Source organism: Pseudomonas aylmerensis, from assembly GCF_001702265.1.
Taxonomy (GTDB): domain Bacteria; phylum Pseudomonadota; class Gammaproteobacteria; order Pseudomonadales; family Pseudomonadaceae; genus Aquipseudomonas; species Aquipseudomonas aylmerensis.
On record NZ_MAUE01000013.1, the window covers coordinates 199,291 to 218,333 of the forward strand.

Below are 19,043 nucleotides of genomic sequence, written 5' to 3' on the forward strand. Positions count from 1 at the left end.
CTGCTTTTCGGTGGCGTGCACTCCCCCGCGTCAACTCCCTTTACACGGCTAAACTTGCTGATGAGTGACCAATAAGCGGTTGCCAGCCAAGGGTTTTTCGGCCCATGATCAAGCTATCCCAACCGCCCGTCCACAACGGTTTCCACGCCGTTCTGTAACATTTTCAGGGCAAAAGAGGGTTGCCCTCCTGCGACTTGCAGTGCAAAGGTTTTTAAATCACAAGGAACATACAGAGCCCGTTTGCTGCCTGGCGAACACGTGCAATGCATTGGGTATGCAGCGACACATGCAGTGTCGTGGCCCCCGGACGAATCTCTCGCCGATGGCCCGGTCTCTGTGAAGAAGGAGAAGTTGAATGCCTTACGAACCGAATGACCGCCTGCTCCGTCATTTTGAAGAAAACGGGACCGACCTTACACAACAGGTCGAAGCACAACTCCAACTGGTCGCTCCCAACAGCCCGAACATTCCCCTGTATCGCGACATGATCCTGACCGTGCTGCGCATGGCCCAGGATGACCGCAACCGTTGGAACGCCAAGATAACCTTGCAAGCCATCCGCGAGCTGGACCATGCCTTCCGTGTACTGGAACAGTTCAAGGGCCGGCGCAAAGTCACGGTGTTTGGCTCGGCCCGTACCCCGGTGGAAAGCCCGCTGTACGCGCTGGCCCGGGAAGTGGGCGCGGCCCTGGCACGCTCGGACCTGATGGTGATTACGGGCGGCGGCGGCGGCATCATGGCGGCAGCTCATGAAGGTGCCGGCCTGGAACACAGCTTGGGCTTCAATATCACCCTGCCGTTTGAACAGCATGCCAACCCGACTATCGATGGCACCGAGAACCTGCTGTCGTTCCACTTCTTCTTTACCCGCAAGCTGTTCTTCGTCAAGGAAGCCGATGCGTTGGTGTTGTGCCCGGGCGGTTTCGGTACCCTGGATGAAGCCCTGGAAGTACTGACCCTGATCCAGACCGGTAAGAGCCCGCTGGTGCCCGTGGTATTGCTGGATGCACCCGGAGGCGGCTTTTGGCTGGGCGCCCTGGACTTCATCCGCAGCCAGCTGGAAGCCAATCGCTATATCCTGCCGACTGACCTCAAGCTGGTGCGGCTGGTCTACAGCGCCGAAGAGGCGGTGGAAGAGATCAATCAGTTTTATGCCAACTTCCACTCCACACGCTGGCTGAAACGCGAGTTTGTGGTGCGCATGAATCACCCGCTCAGTGATCGAGCGTTGGCCCATTTGCAAAGCGAGTTTGCCAGCCTGCGATTGAGTGGGGAGTTCCAGCAACTTGCCTACACAGGCGAGGAGCATGACGAGCCAAGGTTCAGCCATCTGACGCGGCTGGTGTTCAACTTCAATGGCCGCGATCAGGGCCGCTTGCGAGAATTGGTGGATTACATCAACTTGCCGGAGAACTGGGCACAGGCTCAGGGGAAGGCGCAGCAGCGGTTGGCGCCGGAGCCGGCTTGAATTTTTGAAGGAACGACAAAAGGCTCACTATTTTCATAGTGGGCCTTTTGTGGGGATCATTTGGGGATCATTTTGGGCGGGTGGAGGGGATTGGGGCTGCTTCGCAACCCAACGCGGGGCAAGCCCGCTCGCCACAGAAGCCCTTTTGCCATAGGCGCCCTTTTGCCATAGACGGCCGCTTGCCATAGACGCCCATTTGCCACAGACGCCCATTTGCCACAGACGCCCGTTTGCCATAGACGTCGGTGTACCACAGAGGCCGGTTTGCTACAGAAACTCGTTTGCCACGGGAGACGGAGTATCAGAGCAGGCGAGGCATCAAGGTGTCAGTCGTCCATGGCCTTACCGCTGAGCAAGCGGCTGATCATATCCATCGAAAACCCGCGATAACTGAGGAAGCGCCCTTGCTTCGCGCGCTCTTTGGCATCGATGGGAAGATGGCCCGAGAACTTGCGACGCCAAGTGTCCTCCAGTTGCGACTGCCAACTGATCCCGCACTCTCGCAGGGCCAGGTCAATATCCGCGCGTTGCAGGCCTCGCTGGCTCAGTTCCTCACGAATGCGCGCAGGGCCGTAGCCCGAGCGGGCTCGGTAGGACACAAAGCTTTCAAGGTAACGGGACTCGGAAAGCAGCCCCTCTTCCGTCAATCGGTCGAGGGCGGTTTCGATCATCTCAGGCTCCGCACCGCGCTGACGCAGCTTACGCGTCAGCTCGACTCGACCATGCTCGCGGCGAGCGAGCAGGTCCATCGCAGTGCGCCGAACGGCGACGAGTGTATCCAGTACAACTGTCATCGTTTGCTTCAGATGTCGGTGTCGACTTCTTCTACTTCTTCAACCGGCTCACGGTTGGCGGCAGCTTTCACGTCTGGCGCTGCAGTCAGCAGCTTGTCGCGAATCTGCTTCTCAAGCGTGGCGGCGATATCCGGGTTGTCCGCCAGGAACTTGGCCGAGTTGGCCTTGCCTTGGCCGATCTTGCTGCCGTTATAGGCATACCAGGCACCGGACTTCTCGACGAAGCCGTGCAGCACGCCCAGGTCGATCATCTCGCCGTTCAGGTAGATACCCTTGCCGTAGAGAATCTGGAACTCGGCCTGACGGAAAGGCGGGGCCACTTTGTTCTTCACGACTTTAACGCGGGTTTCGCTACCCACCACCTCGTCACCTTCTTTCACCGCGCCAGTACGACGGATGTCCAGACGGACCGAAGCGTAGAACTTCAACGCGTTACCACCGGTGGTGGTTTCCGGGCTGCCGAACATCACGCCAATCTTCATACGGATCTGGTTGATGAAGATCACCAGGCAGTTGGCGTTCTTGATGTTACCGGTGATTTTACGCAGCGCCTGGGACATCAGGCGGGCTTGCAGGCCCACGTGCATGTCGCCCATTTCGCCTTCGATCTCGGCCTTCGGCACCAGGGCAGCCACGGAGTCGACCACGATCACGTCGATGGCGTTGGAGCGCACCAGCATGTCGGTGATTTCCAGGGCTTGCTCACCGGTGTCCGGCTGGGAAACCAGCAGGTCGTCAACGTTGACGCCCAGCTTGCCGGCGTATTCAGGATCCAGGGCGTGCTCGGCGTCGACGAACGCGCAGGTCGCGCCCATTTTTTGCGCCTGGGCAATCACCGACAGGGTCAGGGTGGTTTTACCGGAAGATTCAGGACCGTAGATTTCAACGATACGGCCTTTTGGCAGGCCGCCAATGCCGAGCGCGATGTCCAGACCCAGAGAGCCAGTGGAAATAGCCGGGATCGCCTGACGGTCGTGATCGCCCATACGCATTACGGCACCCTTGCCGAATTGACGTTCGATCTGACCCAGGGCCGCAGCCAAGGCTTTCTTCTTGTTGTCGTCCATTAAAGTCCTCACGTAATCAATAAGGCCTGACGGCCAACACCTGTATAAGTAGACAGTATTGTTCCACAAAGATCAGAGATCGCCTACCCCTGATTGTCTATTTCTGCTGCAGCTCGTCGCATCAAGCCTTCAAGGGCGGCCTTTACCGTCTGTCGGCGGACTTCGTCGCGACTGCCAGGGAAGTGCGCAAGCTCGGCCGTAACCTCGTCACCCACGCCAAACGCGAGCCACACCGTGCCCACCGGTTTGTCCGGCGAACCACCATCCGGCCCGGCCACTCCACTCACCGCCACGGCGAACCGCGCCAGGCTTTTTTCCTGGGCGCCGCGCACCATCGCTTCGACCACTTCCTGGCTGACCGCACCGACCTTGGGAAACAACGCCTCGGGCACATTCAACTGTCGTGTTTTCTGACGGTTGGAATAGGTGACATACCCTGCCTCGAACCACGCCGAACTCCCGGGAATCCGCGTGATCGCCTCGGCGATACCGCCACCGGTGCAGGATTCGGCCGTGGTGACGTGCGCATTGAGTACCTGCAAGCGGCGACCCAGTTCAGCGGCAAGTTGAGTGATTTCCTTCACGGTCGTCTCCAGAAGTGGGTGGGGGTTTGCCTACCCTACAGGAGCAAATCGCGCATGCAAGCGACAGACTGGATCAAGAGATTAGCGGGCGACGGCGCGCACATACGCCTGGCAGGCGCGCAAGGCAATCAGGGCGTTATCACCGTCGTCGGTGATGCCGATAATTCGCTGAGCATGCGCCGGGTCAAGTCGGGCTCGCGCGGCTGCATGAACCACGCCGCCGGCGGTGGCGGTGGCTGGCACTGGACAGCCACTGGAGGCGTCGAGAAGGACTGACAACCGCACATCAGCAGTGGCCAGGCGATCACGCAGAGCTGCCTGATGACGTTGGGCATCGCTCAATTCCCGGGCATGTTGTTGGTCACTGGCACTGAGCTGTTGCTCCAGGGCCAGCCGTTTGTCCTGTTCAGCCTGTTGTTGCTGCAAGATTGCCTGTGCCTGCAGTGCCGACAAGCGTTCAATCTGCCCCCCGTACCGCCATGCCTGCACCTGCCAGACAACAGCCACCAGCAGGCAGATACCGATCAGGCGGCACACGCCTAAGACACGCATAACACCGCCTTGGCGCGCGCCCACAGGCGCAAACGGTCCTCCAGCCCATTGAGCCCACCGTTGATACGCCGTGTGATGGTGGTGAACTGGTCGTGATCCGCCAGCTCGTTCAGGCCGTTGCTCTGCCAGAACCAGGCGGCCGATTCGACCGCCCATTGCGGCTGCTCCAACAATGTCGGCTCCCGCAACAGACGATCATCGCCGAACAGTGCCTGGCTACAGGCCAGGTAGTTACGACGCCCGGTGATCTGGATCAGCCCCCGCCCCCGGTACTGTTGGCCGTCACCATCCGCTTCGGGCGTGTTGCCCAGGCGCACAGCCAATGCCCCGGTATCGTACTTGCTCAAATACGCGTCACTGCCCAGTTCGCGCACGTAGTGCAATTCGCCGGACTCGTGGCCGATCTGGGCGAGAAAGGCGGCAGCGCGCTGCACGCTGCTGATCTGATACCGGATAAAGGCGGCATTGAAAGCCGCTAAAAAAATGCCCGCTACACGGCGGGCTCCAGGCATGATTTGGATCAATTGGGGCTGAGTTATCACCACCACGTTCACCTTCAAAGGTCCTTATGTAGACAAACCACCGGCCGTGATCGTGCTGCGATAGCCCTTTACCGGGTCCCCCGCATTGATCACCTTGGTTATCGACCACTGGCCTTGCATATACGCCGGCCAGGTTTCATCCAGGCGCAGCAGCCCTTCGGCAGCCACCAACGGGTTACCAGGGCAATCAATCACCATCTCCAGCCCCTCTCGCCCGACGCGACGCAGTTCACCTTCAGCGACCGCACGCGCTTCCTCTTCGTTCTGGCAACGCTGGCGCAGGGTCTTGAAAGGCGCGACCCCGACCTCGACCACGTGCTGTTTGCCACCGGCAACATCCCACCAGGTGACACGGCTGCCCATGTATTTGGAGCGGGTTTTATCGTTGAGCGTGGCGGTTATGAAGGCCTGGTCACCGGGACGGTTATCCTGGGTCACGGACAACTTCACCTCCGGCAATTGTTTAAGGGACACCGATTTGGCTTGCCCCGCTTCGGCCAGCACATACAACTCGTTGAACGGCTTCGTCACCGCGTGGTAGCGACTGGCCAGTCGCGTGATAAACGCCATGTCGCTTTCATTGGATTGGTCGATATGAGCAATCGCAATCCCCTCCAGCGACGGCGCCACACGCGGCGAAAAACCATGCCGGCCGACCAATTGCCGAAACAGTGCCCCCAGGGTCGTAGGCCCGTAACTGGCGGAGCGCCGCTGACGGTAGCCGCGCGGGTCGCCCACGCTGAAAGGTGCGGCCGTCGCGACGATCATCAGGCGCATGGGAAACAGGACGGGGGTACGTTGGGTAATCACGAACTCGCCCTTCTCTACCAGTCCCGACTCTGAGTAACCGACGCGCATGCCGATCTTGCCGCTCAAGCTCGGCAGACCTTCAAGGTCTTCGATATTGAGCGTCAGCTCCAGCCGGTCAGACTCGATACCCGCCGCGTCGGTGTGACTCCAGCTCATGATCCGTTGATTAAGCAATGCCGCATTGGCGCCGTAAAACTCCACGATCGGCGTAAATCCCTGAGCCATAAAACCTCCTCAATCCCACGCCAGGACAGGCCGCAACGCAGCCGGCCGTGATTGCATCTCCGGCACGATTACCCACACGCCCGCCGGTAGCACCGGGCCGTACTCGGCAAGATCCGGGTTCAAGCGCCACAGGGTTTCTTCAGCCACATCGTCGCAACGCCCCAACTCACGGTAGAGCAGCAGATTGACCGAATCACCGGCGATACTTCGCACTCTACGCATTGACGAACTCCTCCAGTTCAAGGATCCAAGTCATGACCATGGCGGTGCCGTCATCAATCACATTGCTCTGGTTTTCCTGCACCGAATTGATACGCCACAGGCCCCAGTTTCGGCCGATCCCATCCACCAGAGGCAAAGGCGCCCGCTTGTTTTGCAGCGCGCGCAGTTCATCCAGTCGCTGCATGCCTATGCCGTACATGGCGGCGCCGGTAAACGTGAGTTTTTCCAGCTTCTGTCCGCTTTGCCGCGACTGCGGCTTGCTGGCGATAATCGCCAGGTCGCTCCAGCCGCCGTCGCTGCCACGGGACAACGTGGAGTAGGCAAACCCTCGGGAAAGGCCAAAGATAAAGTCGCCCAGTACCATTTGCTGTCGCATCAATCACCTCCTGGGTCGGTCAGTGCCGCGTTGCGCCGGATCCCCAGCGAGTCGGTGAGCATTGGCACGCATTGAAATTGCAGGGCCTGGATCACTTGATTGGCCACTTGCTGGGCGTCTGCCGGGTTGACACCGGTGATCTGGATACTCGGGGCAATCGAAACTTGAACGTTGTCGGCGCGAGCGCTGTTGAGCTCTTTGCCGACCGCGTTCGGCGGCGGCAGGCGGTCACTCGAACCGAACAGTTTTTCACCCAGCCAGGCGCCTGCCTCACTGCCCAATAAGCCACCCAGGGCCCCGCCGACCACGGTGCCTGCGCCGGGGAAGACCAGAGTGCCAATTGCCGCGCCGGCAGAAGCGCCCGCCCAGGCACCGCCGGCCGTACTCAGGCCGGTGCCGATGGCTTTGGCGTCGCCGTTGCGTACGCCCTGAATCACGTCCAGGGTGGCTTCGGCGGTTCTCAATGGCGCCAGCCGTCGAATGCCGGTAGACCCGAGCGTGGCAAAGGCATCGTTCAGGGCACCCGAAGACAGGTTTAGCCGAGATAACGTTGGTGCTGCAACGCTTGCCCCGGCAAAGGATTGAAAGCTTTGCGTGGTCGCACCCGGTTGAATGCCTGGTGGCGAAGCAACCAAGGCCTGGCGTTTTTTTCCGAACGGGTTCGTTAGGCCTGAACCACGCCAACCCCGATTTTTGATACTTTTGGCGCCCTTAGTGATTAGGTCAAAGGTCAAATCAATCGTTTTTTCAGCAGCTTTGCTTTTCAACGCGTCCCATAACTCGCCTCCAACCGCCTTGGCCGCGCTCGCAAAAGGACCATCAGCGGGCTTCTCGGGCTTATCTTTCAATGCGCTCGTGGCAACATCAGCCGCTTTGGGCACCAGAGAGTCGCCATTGATGGACAAGGTGCTGTTAAGCGTCTTCAGCGTCTCGCGCAGTCGCACTTGCTCCTGGATCAAGGCGTTGATGTCCACGCTGAGGGTGACCAACGCGGAGCGCAGTTCGAACGGCAGCTGCGAGGCCGCCTCCAGGCTTACAGGTGCCGCAGCACTTGTGGAAAACGGTGCCAGCACATTGCCTAGATCGGCCTCGCCGAACATCCAGCGAAAGTCCTCCTGGGCTAGCCTGAGCCCATATTTAGTCTCTTGCATCCCGCTCTACTCCTGTTTAACGCCAAGGCGAGTCATCGCGATGTCGTAGCGGCGCAATGCTTTTGCGGCATCCCAATCGAGGATCTCCGCTTCATTTACCGAGTAAACCAGCGGCACCACATCGAGGATCACTTCGATGTCGCGTTGCGAAAGAAGGCCGCCGGTTGATTTAAAAAATGGTCGATGCGCTCCTGCAATTCGGTCCAGTCGGGCACGGTCAGGCAGGCGAGATCGGGGATCATCAAGCCGCTGCAATGCGCGGTGATGAATTCGGCGCGCTCCTTGTTGGTGGCGAGTTTCTTCATCACCTTGGTGGCGCGCAGGGCGGGCATTTCCAGGACCAGTTCAGTCAGGGTGCGGCCCGCTGCGTCGAGGGGCAGCAACAGCTGGACGGGCTGGTCGTGGGTCGATTCCGTTTGTTCGCCAAGGAAGAATGACGCCGGACGAGTCGACATCTCGTGTACGTATTGGGCGATGGTCACGTAGTCCGGTCGCTTGAGTTGGTCGAGCTCTTTTTCCGACAGGCCGGTGGCGAGTTTCGCCAGTTCGAAGAACTGGTCATCCTCGTCGTCACCGGCCCGGGCCAGCGCGTCTTTTTGCGCGGCGTAGTACAGCGGTTTGAGTTGAACCTGCTGGATCGTCGCGCCGGTATCGGCGGTGATCGGGGACAGCAGGACATGCAGCGGTGGCATCCAGGCCATGGGACAATTCCTTGTTTAAGCGATGTTGAAAGCAGCGCAAATCTAAAGCTGCGCGCGGTCAATGGGGGAGCTGGCTTGCCTGCGATGGCAACAGCTCGGTGCACCAGGCACACCGAGTCGCCTGCATCGCGGGCAAGCCCGGCGCCCACATTGGCTGTGTCCACTTCAGGTCACGGTAGCCCTTACGGCATCAATACAGCGCGGCGCGCGTCGCCGAGGATGTCGACGCCGTTGAGTACGAACTTCTGGGTGCGCACGTCGATGTCGATCACCGAAATACCGTTTTCCAAGCGGTTGTAAGTACGGCAGGACAGCTCCAGGGTGGTGGTGACCTTTTCGCCCATTTTCAGCTTGGCCTCGGTCAGGGATTTCAGCTTGCCGCCGACTGTGTGGTAAGTGAAATAGGTCTTGCCGTCCTGGTCCTGGCCGGCTTCGCGCACGTTCAGCAGGATGTCATCACCCAGGCGCACGCCCAGCGCCAACATGACTTCCGGGCCGGCGCCTTGCAGCACCAGGGTTGCGCCGAGCACTTTGCCGCTCTTGGCCATTTCTTCGGCGATGAAGCGCCCGCCGGACATGGGCTCCATTTCGAACTCGATCTTCGGCGGGGAGAACTCCTCCACCGTCGCGGACAACGGCAGGCCTTGAAGGGTGGCCGCAATGGCCTGTCTGACTCGATTGGTAAACATTAGAGAACGTCCTCCAGGAACTGCTCGATGATTTCATCGCGGGCATTGAGTTGATAAATCATGTGTTCGTTCGGCGCGTAGCGGCCGTAGTCGATGACGATGTACCAGGTGCCGTTCTTGTACTTCTCGACACTGTTCAATTCCGGGTGCAGGTACACGCTGCCGCCGGGGATGGTTTCGTCGGCGACCAGGGTTTGCAGCCAGTCGTTGATGCGCTTGACTTCCTGGTCCATGAAGGACTTGGTGAGGTTCTTGGCCATGGCTTTCTGGCCGGCCTTGACCAGCTTGCGGCTGATCGCATCTTCAAGGCCCACATAGCTGATGAACTTGCCGGTGATCGAGCGGTTGCCCAGCAGCGAGAAGCCGCCAAGGATGGTGCGCGCGTAGTAGCTCACGCCGTAGCGGTTGAGCAGGTCGCCCTCGGTGGAGGTGTCGAGGATGTTGTACTCGACCACGCGGGACACGTCCTCGGCGAACGTCACCTGATTGCCCGGGCTTTCCCACTGCTTGACCTTCGCCAACGCGGCGATAGCCAGGGACGAGGGGGCGAGGAACACGTTTTTCTTCGCCGCCTTGGAGTACACCGACGGCATGTTGTGCACCAGCAGGCAACGGTCGAAACCGAGGTCGGCACCGCCCAGTTCGCCGCTGTAGGTCACCTGGTCAGCCACTGCTGCGTCCTTGCCATCCAGCACCACGCGGGCCTTGATGCGCTTGCCGAACGCGGCAAACTCGCCGGCCACGGCCTTGGTGCCGGTGAAGCCCGGGGCACCGATGATGGTCAGGTCTTCCGGCACATTCGCCAGTGCCGCCAGGCCCAACTTGCGACCGGTGATCGGCTCGTCACCGCCAATCACGTTGTTGAGGGTGTCGGCCGGTGTCGCGCCCTCCTCCACGATCACCACGTACACCGGTACCTTCACCACTTTGAGGATCTGGTAGACGGCGTGAAACAGCGTGCCCGACTCAGCACCGGTGGGGTCCAGCAGCGCCTGGGTGGTGAAGCTGTTGATGCGCAACGGCGCGTTCTTGGGGATCGACGCATGCGCATTCGGCGCAGTGCCGACCAGGCCGATCACGTTGTCGCCAAGGCCACCCATGGCCTCGGGGGATTCAGTGGCATTGACGGTGATGCCGTTGTGCTCGAAGTTCAAAACCTCAGCCATGATTAGTCAGCCTTCTTGGTGGTGGCCTTTTTGGCCGGGATGGTTTGCTGCGTAGCAAGGACGCTGGAGAGTTCCAGGCGGCCGGCGGTGCGCAGGGCAGATGCTTCGACGTCCAGCAGTTCCAGTTGCTCGCCGGCGGTGGACCAATGGCCGGCGCCGGTGGGGAAAGGGATGAGGACGGTGTAGGTTTGGCGGTTTGCCATGTGGGGTAATCTCCAGGCGAAAAAAAACCGCTCAGCGCGGCAGGTATTCAGAGAGGGGATGAAAACGCCCCGCGGTGCGGGGCGTTATTCAGTTTGGTTGGCGATCCAGGCCGGGGCTAGGGGCCGATGCTCAATATCCGGGAAATTCGGCGATTGTGGCCAGTCGCGCAGGGCTTGGATGTACAACAACAGCTCTTCGAACTGTGCATCGGACAACGCTGTACCAAAGCCGATTTCCTTCTGGTCACGGTGGCGCTCGCGCAACCATATGACAGCGGCCAACTCAGTATCGCGCCTCTCACGTTCGAACCTTGCGGGGTCCTCCAGAGGAACAATTTTGGGATGTTTGGATAGCACCCTGTCATCGCTAAAGTGCCATGTATAGCCAATGTTCTGTGTGACCTCATACCAGCGCTCCGCATCAATCAAGACGGCGTCTGATGGAATTTCATGCACGCCCTCAATCAAGTGCGCAATCACTTCTCGAGCGTCATTCAAAGCTAGGTATTTACGCATAACGCCCCCTCAGTAACCGAAGCAAAAGAAATAGTAAGGATTTGGTGTTCCCGAAGTGTCCGGCGTGTAGTGCGGGCGATTGTTGATAGTGATCTGACTTAGCGTTGTCGATACGGTGGCCGAGTTGTTACCTTGGGCGCGACGAAAAGCCCCTGGGCAGATCGCGGCCGTAGGGAAAGGTACGGTGTAATTAAATGTAGCCGCTGTAGCGTTAGGGATATCGGGGGTGGATCCCCATTGAATAATCCATCCTCCTAGCCAGGTTGGGAAAATAATCGCTCCATTGACCCCCTTAATGAATTGAAAGCCGAAGCGCAGTTTCTTCGGCGTTACGATAGTGGCGTCATCGAGCCCAGCGTCCGTCATCGGCTGCGTTGCGATCTTGGCCGTGCCTTGATTGTTTTCGGTGGCTTGCGTTGCCAACAGTGCTAGCGCTGCAATATCGATGTTTCCCTGATTGATTGATGCGTTCCATGCCTTGATGCACCACATCACAGCAATGCTTCGGGGACGGGTTTCGCTAGCAACACGGGGCTCCCCGTTCACACCATCATTAATTGGAGCAGACACTGTAGGAGCAAGAATCGTATCGCCTGCTTTGTTTGATACGAATGGCCCATTTGACGATTCACTGATTACGCCCGTCCTCCCACGCAGCTCATGGCTATGGCCTTGGAGCGCGTCCGCACTCCAGCTACCGATACCACGACCTGGATCTATCCCACGGCCATGATCCCAACCCCGCAAAAACTCCCCACGCGACTCCGGCAGCCGGAAATTCCCCGCCCCTTCATCCCCCTTATTGAACGCCGCGCCCAGGAACTTCGCCAAATCGGGATAAGCCGAGGCACTCTTCACGCTGCCATCAATTTCCAGGAATCCCACCGGAACCTTGTCAACCGGAAACGCAACCATGGACCCCACCGGCAGCGCCGAGGACTGAGCAATCATCGCCTCAATCTCAGCCTTGGAATACGTCCCCTGCTTCAGATAATCCATCACCCAAGCCCGAGTCGCCTTCACCACCGTGTCATCAATCAACAACGTCACGATCGCCGCATTACTCGTCTCGAAGATCGAGCGAATATAAAACTCTTTCCCCGAGCCCGACGTCGCCAACACCGGCTTATACGACTCTGGATACTTGACGATGGCATACAAGATTCCGGTGTCCGTCCACAGCCCGGCTTCGCGCACATACCAGCCGCCGACATCCGATGGAATGGTGACTTCGGCCATCAGCCAGTTGGCGTTTTTCTCGTCCTGGAACAGCGCATTCAGCGGCCCGCGCCAGACTTCGCGTTTCAGCGCTTTTGCGCTGGCATCGGGGTTGTAGACGGCGCCGTTGCCGTCGCCGACGGAAATCTGCGCCAGTTTGATCGGCACGCCAGCCGCCTTGCAGGCGGTTTCGTAGGCGATCCCCGCATTCGTGAGCAGGGTGTAATAGTCAGCCATTTAGTGCTCCTGTGGATAAAGGGTAGTGGTTTCGACGCTGTACAGACCGGCCACCATAAACGCGCGGCCCGCGGCCTCGACGCCAGCCAGCACGCTTGGGTAGATCGTGGTGAGTTCGCCGCACAGCGTGGCGGCGCCAATGACATGGCGACCGAAAGCACTCAGGCCCACCGAGATCGACAGAATGTCGCGCTCGCTTTTGGCATCGGCCAAGCGGCGGTCGAGTCGGGCATCGATGGTTTCGCTGTAGGGCAAATCGGTCCAGGCGCGTACGGCAAAGCTGTAGGGCACACCCGGTGGTTTCTGTTCGTACCAGGCGCGCACTTCGGGGCTCAGTTGCAAGCCCTTGGCCGCATTTTCCAGGGCCTGGCGGGTACCGGCCTGTCGCGCGGTGGGCCAGGCAAGTTTGACGGTCAGGCGCTTCTCCGCCTCGGGGGCCGTGGTGCTCCATTCGTTCACCGCGCGGTCCGCTGCCAGGTAGGGCAAGAACGCCGAAGGCGTGTGATCCGGGTCCATCAACTGTGGGAAAGGCGGCGTGACCCGCTCCAGCAAATAGCCGAACCCCAGGTCCAGAGCTTTCTCAAGCGGTGAGCTGTTGGCGGGCAACAAGCTCGCTTTGGGTTCAGTCATAGCGTGCGCACCTCCACCTCGACGCCCGTGCAGTACGGGGCCTGGAATGCCGTGCTGATGATCGGCTGCAGCGGTTCGAGGATTTGCAGCTGCGCGGCGCCGGCACTGTGGATGGCGTAGTCGATCCAGCTTGGGTCGACGCGCCCTTCCAGGCGATGGCAGGAGTCGGCATAGGTTTGCAGCAGCTGTTGTGCAGCCACTTGGGTCAGGCCCGAATCCGGACCGGCATTGATCTTGGCCACCACGCGAATCTTGTAGTGTTGAATCTGTGCACCTTGGACTGTGACGAGGTCAGTTTCCGGTCGTACATCGGGCCGTGCGAAATGTCGACGCACACCGTCAAGCAAATCGGCAGAAGCACTGCCATCACCCTCCCTGGACAGCACAGTGACCATCACTTCACCGGGCGCGGTGCGTCGTGCGTTTCCGTCCTTGACCTGGGCCGCGTAACCGTCCGGTTCAAAGGTGTAGCTGACGGTCACCACGCCAGGGGTGGCGCTTTGCACCTTCACCGCCGGCCGCTCGCCGAGGGTGAACACCTCACGGCGATACTGCATGCGCGAGCCTGCTGCCGGTGCATGGGGCGCCAGGTAATAGCGCAGGCGGGCATCATCATCGCTTTCCAGCGTCGGCGGCACGGGCGGGAACGCGGCGGGATCGCCTGGATCGAGCACCTGGCGCTCAAGGCCCATGTCCGCCAGGCGTGCATCCAGGTTACTGCCGGTCGCCCACCACGCCAGCATCTGCTTGATGCGGGCGTTGTACTTGCGTTCGTGGGTTTGCAAGCGCACGCAAAACGCTTCCAGGGCCAGGGTCAACAGTTCGCTTTCATTGTCGAGGCTGACCTTGAGCTTGGCCGCGCTTTGCGGCGCTCGGGTGGCGACATAGTCGACGACAAACGCCTTGAACTCGGCGAGCAACGGCTCGAACGCGTCGACCGTGATAATCGCCGGTTCCGCCAGTTGGTTCTGGCCTGGGATCAACATGCTCATGTCACGACCTCAAAAGTTTGTTGGCGGTTTTTCCAGCTGCCGGCAAAACGCAGCAGCAGGCCGGCGCCCTGGCGAGTGGCGACGATGACCTGGGGTTGGAAGTCGGCGATGCCGTTCTGAGGGTTGAAAAAGGCTTGGGCGGCATGGCTTTGGGCGAGGAGCAAGAGGTCATCGCCGAGGTTCTGGCCGAGCAGTTGTGGGACCATCGAGCCGTACAACGGGCGCTTCTGGCGTGTCCCCACGGGGGTGGTCAGCGCTCGGGTGGCGCGCTGTACAAATTGCAGCCAGTCATCCACGGCTGCCCCGGTGTTCCTGTCGATTCCGATCATGGCAAATCCTTATGCGCTGCTGATCACGCGACCCTGGTGATCCACCACCGGGCCGCTCAAATGCACACCGGCGGCATCCAGCAATAAGCCGGTGGCGCCGAGCTGCAGAGTGATGCTCTGGGCATTCATGCTCAGGCTCGCGGCGCCGACCTTGAGGTCGACCTGCTCGCGGGAGCCGCTGAATGTGGTGGGGCCGTTGACCCAATTGAAAATGTGGCTGGCGTCGTCATAGTCGCTTTGGGTGCCGTCCTGATAACGACGACGTGTCAGCGACGCCACAGCGGACACGGGCGGAAACAGACCACTGTTGAGGCCGAACAAAGCCACAGACTGCGTCCCCCCTTCCCCGCCGCCGTAGTTGAGCAGCAGGCACTGCTCGCCCACTGAAGGGATGCGGGTTTCGGTTTGCGCCCCAGCGCTCGGGTTGAAAAACTGGATCGCCGGGCTGAGTAGGTCCCCGTGGCTGACCTTGCAGGTACCACTGGCGGCATCAACCTCCTGGCACACGCCAATCCGGCAGAAGCTTTCTGCGCGTCGATACAGGTCTTCCAGCTGGGCTTCCATTTCCGCCAGGCGTTCAACGATCGGCCCCAGTTGCATGCGTAGCAATGCATCGAACATGGGCTACTCCTGCAGGGGTCGATATTGATCTGGATCGTCGATGTCCGAAACTTCCCAGGTGCGGGCAAACAGCGGTTTGCCTGTGGGATCCTCGAGCAGTAACGGGCCGAGATAGAGGGTTTGGGTGAAGGAAACGATCCAGGTGTCGTAGTCCGTTTCGGTCCCGGTCAATCCGAAAGGCGCCGCGACGATAGCCGTCGGCAGGTCACACTGGTCGGGCGGCAGGCCCCAGCGGTTATCCAGGGCCAGGTCCATCAATTGGCTGGCCAGGTCGCAGGCTTCAAAGGCTGCCGCCCCGCTGGCGACCGTGGCCCTGAGTGAGACCGACAAGGCATGCGCCTTGCGCCCTTCAAGGGAGCGAACGGCGGGTCCGTTGCGCTCGACGCTGATCAGCACGCCGGTTTTATCCGCGACGCCGGTAAAGTCCTGATAATTGCCTACAGGCAAGTGTGGGAAGGCGCTCTTCAGCGCCGCTCCAATCGCCACGGGCAACTGGGAAGGTTTTTCGATAAGGCTCATGTGGTTGCATCCTTGCAGCGGTTACTGCTGGTCCGGGCGCGAGGTCGGGGTCTCGTTGACCCCGATGCGCTTGGCCGCCCAGCGTTCATAAAGGCCAATGGCGACATCCGCGCCGGCCATGGCGGTCAGGCAACCAATGGCGCCGGCAGTCCAGATCGACATGCCGGCGGCGTAGCACAGCATCAGTGCCGAGACTCCGCAGACCATGCATGCACCGGACCGCAAGGCCAGGCGCCGTACCAGTGACCAACCGCGCGCGCCCTCCTTGTCGGCGCGCCACATTTCACCGGACACCCCGCCGATCAGGGCCAGTACGATCACCAGCCAGATAGGCATTTCCGCTAACGCTTGCTGCTCGTTTGTCATGTCACGCCTCCTGGCTGAGCACTACCGGCGCAGGGCCGGCTCTTGGGTAAATCCATTTATGGGTAGGCATTCCAAAAAGCCCGGTTGCCCAGGCTTTTCAGTAATGCGGTCCAACATCGATCTTTCGGCGCTACTGGCGCGGTACGGATCTTTCCTCAATGTTTTTCCGACCACGATCCCTGTCTGCCGGATAACTGCTTCTGGTGCTTTACGCTGCACACCCGGGTCAGTTGCCAACCCTCTGAACCGTTATCAGGCCGGTTCATCGCTGCCTTTTTTGTTGAAGCTATACGACTAAAGAGCGTCGGCATCCTTGCCGGTGTTGCCTGGCCTCCCTGCCATCGCTCTGATGGCGTCCTTGCCGATGTTGCGTGCCTTCCTTGTCTTCCTTGGCAGCATCCTTGCCGCCTCCACCAGGCCTTGTTGGCTGGCTTGAGATGGAGAATATGCATGTATGCATATACAGTCAATGCACAAGTGCATTTATTTTCAGCCATCAAATGCACAGGTGCATTTCAGGCCTTGCAGCGCCAGGGTTTGCCGATTTTCTGCAGGCGAAAAAAAACCCGCTAATGAGCGGGCTTTGTCTTACGCAAGAAGCTTAACGGGCGTACATGCCCCACCAGAACACATGACCGAGGATGCTGATCTGCTCATCCTGGATATCCTGGAAGCTGTAGTCTTCATCCGGGTGTTCATCGCGATTAAAACTGCGCAGACGAATCCCGGAAGGCAGGCGGTAGAGCTGTTTCACCCGCAGTTGGCCATTGTGATTGATGGCATACAAGTCACCATCGACGATGTCACCAATGCCACTCTTGCCCGCATTCACCCCCACCGTGGCGCCATCACGCAGTACCGGCAGCATACTGTTGCCGCGCACGGTCACACACTTGGCCTGGTCGAACTGCACACCGTTGTGTCGCAGACTGCGTTTTCCAAAACGCAGACTGGCCTTTTCGCTTTCCTCGATGACGAATCTTCCTGATCCAGCAGCCAATTCAACCTCGCGCAGAAAGGGGATCGACACCTCGTCGTCATTCACGGGGGTGTCGTCGTCCCACAGGCTTATGTCCTTGAGTTCCGAATGCATCGGGTCGCGCCCGTCCTCGCGCAAAGCGCCCACCGCCGCGCGCCCGCGCAATTGGTCGGTACTCACGCGAAAGTACTCGGCGATGCGGGAGATGTGTTTATCCGACGGATCAACGATCTTGCCGCTGAGGATCCGGGACAGTGTGGATTGAGGCACGCCGGTACGCCGGTGAAGCTCCGTAGGGGAGATCCGGTCGCGATCCAGCAGTTCTCTTAAGACGATAGAAACGTTGCGTTTTTGCATAACGCGGATAGTGACGGGAGTTTTTAGGGTTGGCAAATGCTAATTTGCATATTCCATGCACATCAGCTGAAATTCCGGGAAAAATAATGTCAATTTGACATGAGTACCACGGTACTTGATGCAATGTGCTCAAACAGCGCCAGGCTGATTCCTGGCGAGCCAAGGAAGAAAGTAATGAAACTCGTGCTTGCCATTTTGTTGATGTTCAGTGGGTACACCTTTGCGGCAAGTTGCACCAGCATCAGTGACTCTGACCAACGAGCGTACTGCAACGCCCAGCAAAGTGGCTCCAGCTGCTACAGCATCAGCAATAGTGAGTTACGGGCGCAATGCAACGCAGAGATGAGCGGTAGCCCGTGCGCCGCTATCAGTAATCCTGACAAGCGAGCCTACTGCAACGCCAAACAAAGCGGTTCCAGCTGCGAAAACATCAGTAATTCTGAGATGCGTGCCGCCTGTAACGCAGAGATGAATGGGAGCTCTTGTGAACTGGTCAAGTAATCTTGGACACCGATTAAGGTTTCACGCCACCAGCTTCTCCCTGGCGACTGGTGACCGATAGTCGTTGTAGCTATGCGGCCTGGTGATGTTGTAGCGCGATACATAGCGCTGCACATCCGCTCGGGCCTCATGTTCCGACCCGTAGCCTGCTTCTGGCACCCACTCTGATTTCAAACTTCCAAAGAAACGCTCCATCGGAGCGTTATCCCAGCATTCGCCTTTACGGCTCATGCTTTGTCGGAGTCCATGTTCCAGCAGTTCATTTCTGAATTTATGGCTGGTGTACTGGCAACCTTGGTCGGAGTGAAACAGTACGTCTTTTGGGCGACCGCGCAGTTCAATCGCCATGCGCAGGGCTTCGCAGGTCAGCGTGGCATCAGAGATCATCGAAAACGACCAGCCCACAATCCGGCGAGCGAACAAGTCCAGAACCGCCGCAAAATACAGCCAACGCTTGCCGACTTTGATGTACGTCACGTCCCCACACCACACCTGATTGACCGTCGCAACATCAAACTTGCGTTTGAGCACATGCGGTGCCACCAAAGCCTCCACGCCAGGTGACTTGTACTTATGGCGCCGGCGTTGACGGCTGACAATGCCTGCTTCTCGCATCAAGCTGCGAGCCATGAACCGCCCGACATCATGCCCGCCGGCTTGCAGCTGTTTAGCCAAGGTACGAGCGCCCGCAGACTCTCTCGACGCCCTGTGGTGCTTGACCAGCATAGCCTTGAGTTTCTCTCGCTTAGGGCTCACCTTGCCTTGGCGCTGACGCCATGCGTAAAAGCTACTGCGGTTTATTCCGAACACACGACAGCAATCGTTAACGCCGTACTGCTCGCCCAGCTCACAGATCAACGAGAGTGATCTTTGGCGTCCAAAAGCAGGAGAGCACTGGCCTTTTTTAGGATTTCGATATCCCGGTCTCTTTGCCTGAGCAAGGCTTTAAGTTCCTGGATCTCTCGCTGATCCGCGGTAATCGCCTTGGCTCCCACCGGAGTCGAGCCCAAGCGTTCCTTGCGAACTTGATCGACCCAGCGGCGCAAGGCCGTAGGGCCAATATCCAAGCTGGCACAGACCTCGGGAACCGACTGCCCCTCGTCCAGCACCATGCTGGCAGCCTTGAGTTTGAACTCACATGAATAAGATTTACGCATATCCAAACACCTCAGATTTGGACGCCATCATAGCGCCCGATTGAGGTGTCCAAAATCATTAGGCCAGTTCA

The 19,043-nt window shown here is 59.3% G+C and carries 27 protein-coding genes; 1 reads left to right on the forward strand and 26 read right to left on the reverse strand.

What is annotated here, in order from left to right:
* The first annotated feature begins 355 nt into the window (after positions 1 to 355).
* Positions 356 to 1,468, forward strand: a complete 1,113-nt coding sequence (locus BBG20_RS11655; protein WP_065903276.1) for an LOG family protein — start codon at positions 356 to 358, stop codon at positions 1,466 to 1,468.
* Positions 1,469 to 1,794: 326 nt separating this feature from the next.
* On the opposite strand, the gene recX is transcribed toward BBG20_RS11655, so the two are convergent.
* From recX to BBG20_RS33120, 26 genes are all read right to left on the reverse strand, one after another.
* On the reverse strand, positions 1,795 to 2,262 hold the full coding sequence (gene recX, locus BBG20_RS11660; RefSeq protein ID WP_065903279.1) for a recombination regulator RecX: 468 nt from the start codon (positions 2,260 to 2,262) through the stop codon (positions 1,795 to 1,797).
* Between the two features lie 8 nt (positions 2,263 to 2,270).
* Entirely contained in the window at positions 2,271 to 3,329 is a 1,059-nt protein-coding gene (gene recA, locus BBG20_RS11665) for a recombinase RecA (protein WP_010170065.1), read from the reverse strand.
* An 83-nt stretch (positions 3,330 to 3,412) separates the two neighbouring features.
* Complete coding sequence (locus BBG20_RS11670; protein ID WP_065903282.1) at positions 3,413 to 3,913, reverse strand: CinA family protein; 501 nt, start codon at positions 3,911 to 3,913, stop codon at positions 3,413 to 3,415.
* Between the two features lie 81 nt (positions 3,914 to 3,994).
* A complete protein-coding gene (locus tag BBG20_RS31745) occupies positions 3,995 to 4,465 on the reverse strand; it encodes a lysis system i-spanin subunit Rz (protein WP_083221364.1) in 471 nt (156 codons plus the stop codon).
* Positions 4,453 to 5,010 (reverse strand): glycoside hydrolase family 19 protein, encoded by a 558-nt coding sequence (locus BBG20_RS11685; RefSeq protein WP_065903347.1) that lies wholly within the window; start codon positions 5,008 to 5,010, stop codon positions 4,453 to 4,455. Before BBG20_RS11685 ends, BBG20_RS31745 begins: the two co-directional genes overlap by 13 nt.
* Positions 5,011 to 5,031: 21 nt before the next feature.
* A complete protein-coding gene (locus BBG20_RS11690; protein WP_065903292.1) occupies positions 5,032 to 6,042 on the reverse strand; it encodes a contractile injection system protein, VgrG/Pvc8 family in 1,011 nt (336 codons plus the stop codon).
* A 9-nt stretch (positions 6,043 to 6,051) separates the two neighbouring features.
* Entirely contained in the window at positions 6,052 to 6,264 is a 213-nt protein-coding gene (locus BBG20_RS11695; protein WP_065903295.1) for a tail protein X, read from the reverse strand.
* A complete protein-coding gene (locus tag BBG20_RS11700) occupies positions 6,257 to 6,640 on the reverse strand; it encodes a phage tail protein (RefSeq protein ID WP_065903298.1) in 384 nt (127 codons plus the stop codon). Before BBG20_RS11700 ends, BBG20_RS11695 begins: the two co-directional genes overlap by 8 nt.
* Entirely contained in the window at positions 6,640 to 7,791 is a 1,152-nt protein-coding gene (locus BBG20_RS11705) for a hypothetical protein (protein WP_065903301.1), read from the reverse strand. The genes BBG20_RS11700 and BBG20_RS11705 overlap by 1 nt, the downstream gene beginning before the upstream one ends.
* A gap of 6 nt (positions 7,792 to 7,797) precedes the next feature.
* The gene (locus tag BBG20_RS33315; RefSeq protein WP_034102430.1) at positions 7,798 to 7,923 is read right to left on the reverse strand and encodes a hypothetical protein; all 126 of its coding nucleotides are present in this window, start codon (positions 7,921 to 7,923) and stop codon (positions 7,798 to 7,800) included.
* Positions 7,920 to 8,492, reverse strand: a complete 573-nt coding sequence (locus tag BBG20_RS11710; RefSeq protein WP_065903304.1) for a phage tail assembly protein — start codon at positions 8,490 to 8,492, stop codon at positions 7,920 to 7,922. Before BBG20_RS11710 ends, BBG20_RS33315 begins: the two co-directional genes overlap by 4 nt.
* A 182-nt stretch (positions 8,493 to 8,674) precedes the next feature.
* Positions 8,675 to 9,181 carry a phage major tail tube protein gene (locus BBG20_RS11715; protein WP_065903305.1) on the reverse strand — a complete coding sequence of 169 codons (507 nt, stop codon included), beginning with the start codon at positions 9,179 to 9,181 and terminating at the stop codon, positions 8,675 to 8,677.
* A complete protein-coding gene (locus tag BBG20_RS11720; RefSeq protein ID WP_065903306.1) occupies positions 9,181 to 10,347 on the reverse strand; it encodes a phage tail sheath protein in 1,167 nt (388 codons plus the stop codon). The genes BBG20_RS11715 and BBG20_RS11720 overlap by 1 nt, the downstream gene beginning before the upstream one ends.
* 2 nt (positions 10,348 to 10,349) lie before the next feature.
* Complete coding sequence (locus BBG20_RS11725) at positions 10,350 to 10,550, reverse strand: hypothetical protein (RefSeq protein WP_065903307.1); 201 nt, start codon at positions 10,548 to 10,550, stop codon at positions 10,350 to 10,352.
* 84 nt (positions 10,551 to 10,634) lie between these two features.
* Entirely contained in the window at positions 10,635 to 11,066 is a 432-nt protein-coding gene (locus BBG20_RS11730) for a phage tail assembly chaperone (protein ID WP_065903308.1), read from the reverse strand.
* A gap of 9 nt (positions 11,067 to 11,075) precedes the next feature.
* Positions 11,076 to 12,521 carry a phage tail-collar fiber domain-containing protein gene (locus tag BBG20_RS11735; RefSeq protein WP_065903310.1) on the reverse strand — a complete coding sequence of 482 codons (1,446 nt, stop codon included), beginning with the start codon at positions 12,519 to 12,521 and terminating at the stop codon, positions 11,076 to 11,078.
* Positions 12,522 to 13,151 carry a phage tail protein I gene (locus BBG20_RS11740; protein WP_065903313.1) on the reverse strand — a complete coding sequence of 210 codons (630 nt, stop codon included), beginning with the start codon at positions 13,149 to 13,151 and terminating at the stop codon, positions 12,522 to 12,524.
* Entirely contained in the window at positions 13,148 to 14,143 is a 996-nt protein-coding gene (locus BBG20_RS11745) for a baseplate J/gp47 family protein (protein WP_065903315.1), read from the reverse strand. The genes BBG20_RS11740 and BBG20_RS11745 overlap by 4 nt, the downstream gene beginning before the upstream one ends.
* Positions 14,140 to 14,472 carry a phage baseplate protein gene (locus BBG20_RS11750; protein WP_065903317.1) on the reverse strand — a complete coding sequence of 111 codons (333 nt, stop codon included), beginning with the start codon at positions 14,470 to 14,472 and terminating at the stop codon, positions 14,140 to 14,142. The genes BBG20_RS11745 and BBG20_RS11750 overlap by 4 nt, the downstream gene beginning before the upstream one ends.
* Before the next feature lie 9 nt (positions 14,473 to 14,481).
* Entirely contained in the window at positions 14,482 to 15,093 is a 612-nt protein-coding gene (locus BBG20_RS11755; RefSeq protein ID WP_065903319.1) for a phage baseplate assembly protein V, read from the reverse strand.
* Between the two features lie 3 nt (positions 15,094 to 15,096).
* Positions 15,097 to 15,612, reverse strand: coding sequence for a hypothetical protein (locus tag BBG20_RS11760; RefSeq protein WP_065903322.1), 516 nt, complete (start codon positions 15,610 to 15,612; stop codon positions 15,097 to 15,099).
* Between the two features lie 21 nt (positions 15,613 to 15,633).
* Positions 15,634 to 15,978 carry a phage holin family protein gene (locus BBG20_RS11765; protein WP_065903324.1) on the reverse strand — a complete coding sequence of 115 codons (345 nt, stop codon included), beginning with the start codon at positions 15,976 to 15,978 and terminating at the stop codon, positions 15,634 to 15,636.
* A gap of 601 nt (positions 15,979 to 16,579) precedes the next feature.
* Positions 16,580 to 17,323 carry a LexA family transcriptional regulator gene (locus BBG20_RS11770; protein ID WP_177343939.1) on the reverse strand — a complete coding sequence of 248 codons (744 nt, stop codon included), beginning with the start codon at positions 17,321 to 17,323 and terminating at the stop codon, positions 16,580 to 16,582.
* Positions 17,324 to 17,403: 80 nt separating this feature from the next.
* Entirely contained in the window at positions 17,404 to 17,556 is a 153-nt protein-coding gene (locus BBG20_RS32920) for a hypothetical protein (protein WP_158267382.1), read from the reverse strand.
* A gap of 280 nt (positions 17,557 to 17,836) precedes the next feature.
* A complete protein-coding gene (locus tag BBG20_RS11780) occupies positions 17,837 to 18,673 on the reverse strand; it encodes an IS3 family transposase (protein WP_065899479.1) in 837 nt (278 codons plus the stop codon).
* The gene (locus BBG20_RS33120; protein ID WP_065899480.1) at positions 18,670 to 18,972 is read right to left on the reverse strand and encodes an IS3 family transposase; all 303 of its coding nucleotides are present in this window, start codon (positions 18,970 to 18,972) and stop codon (positions 18,670 to 18,672) included. The genes BBG20_RS11780 and BBG20_RS33120 overlap by 4 nt, the downstream gene beginning before the upstream one ends.
* Positions 18,973 to 19,043 lie beyond the last annotated feature (71 nt).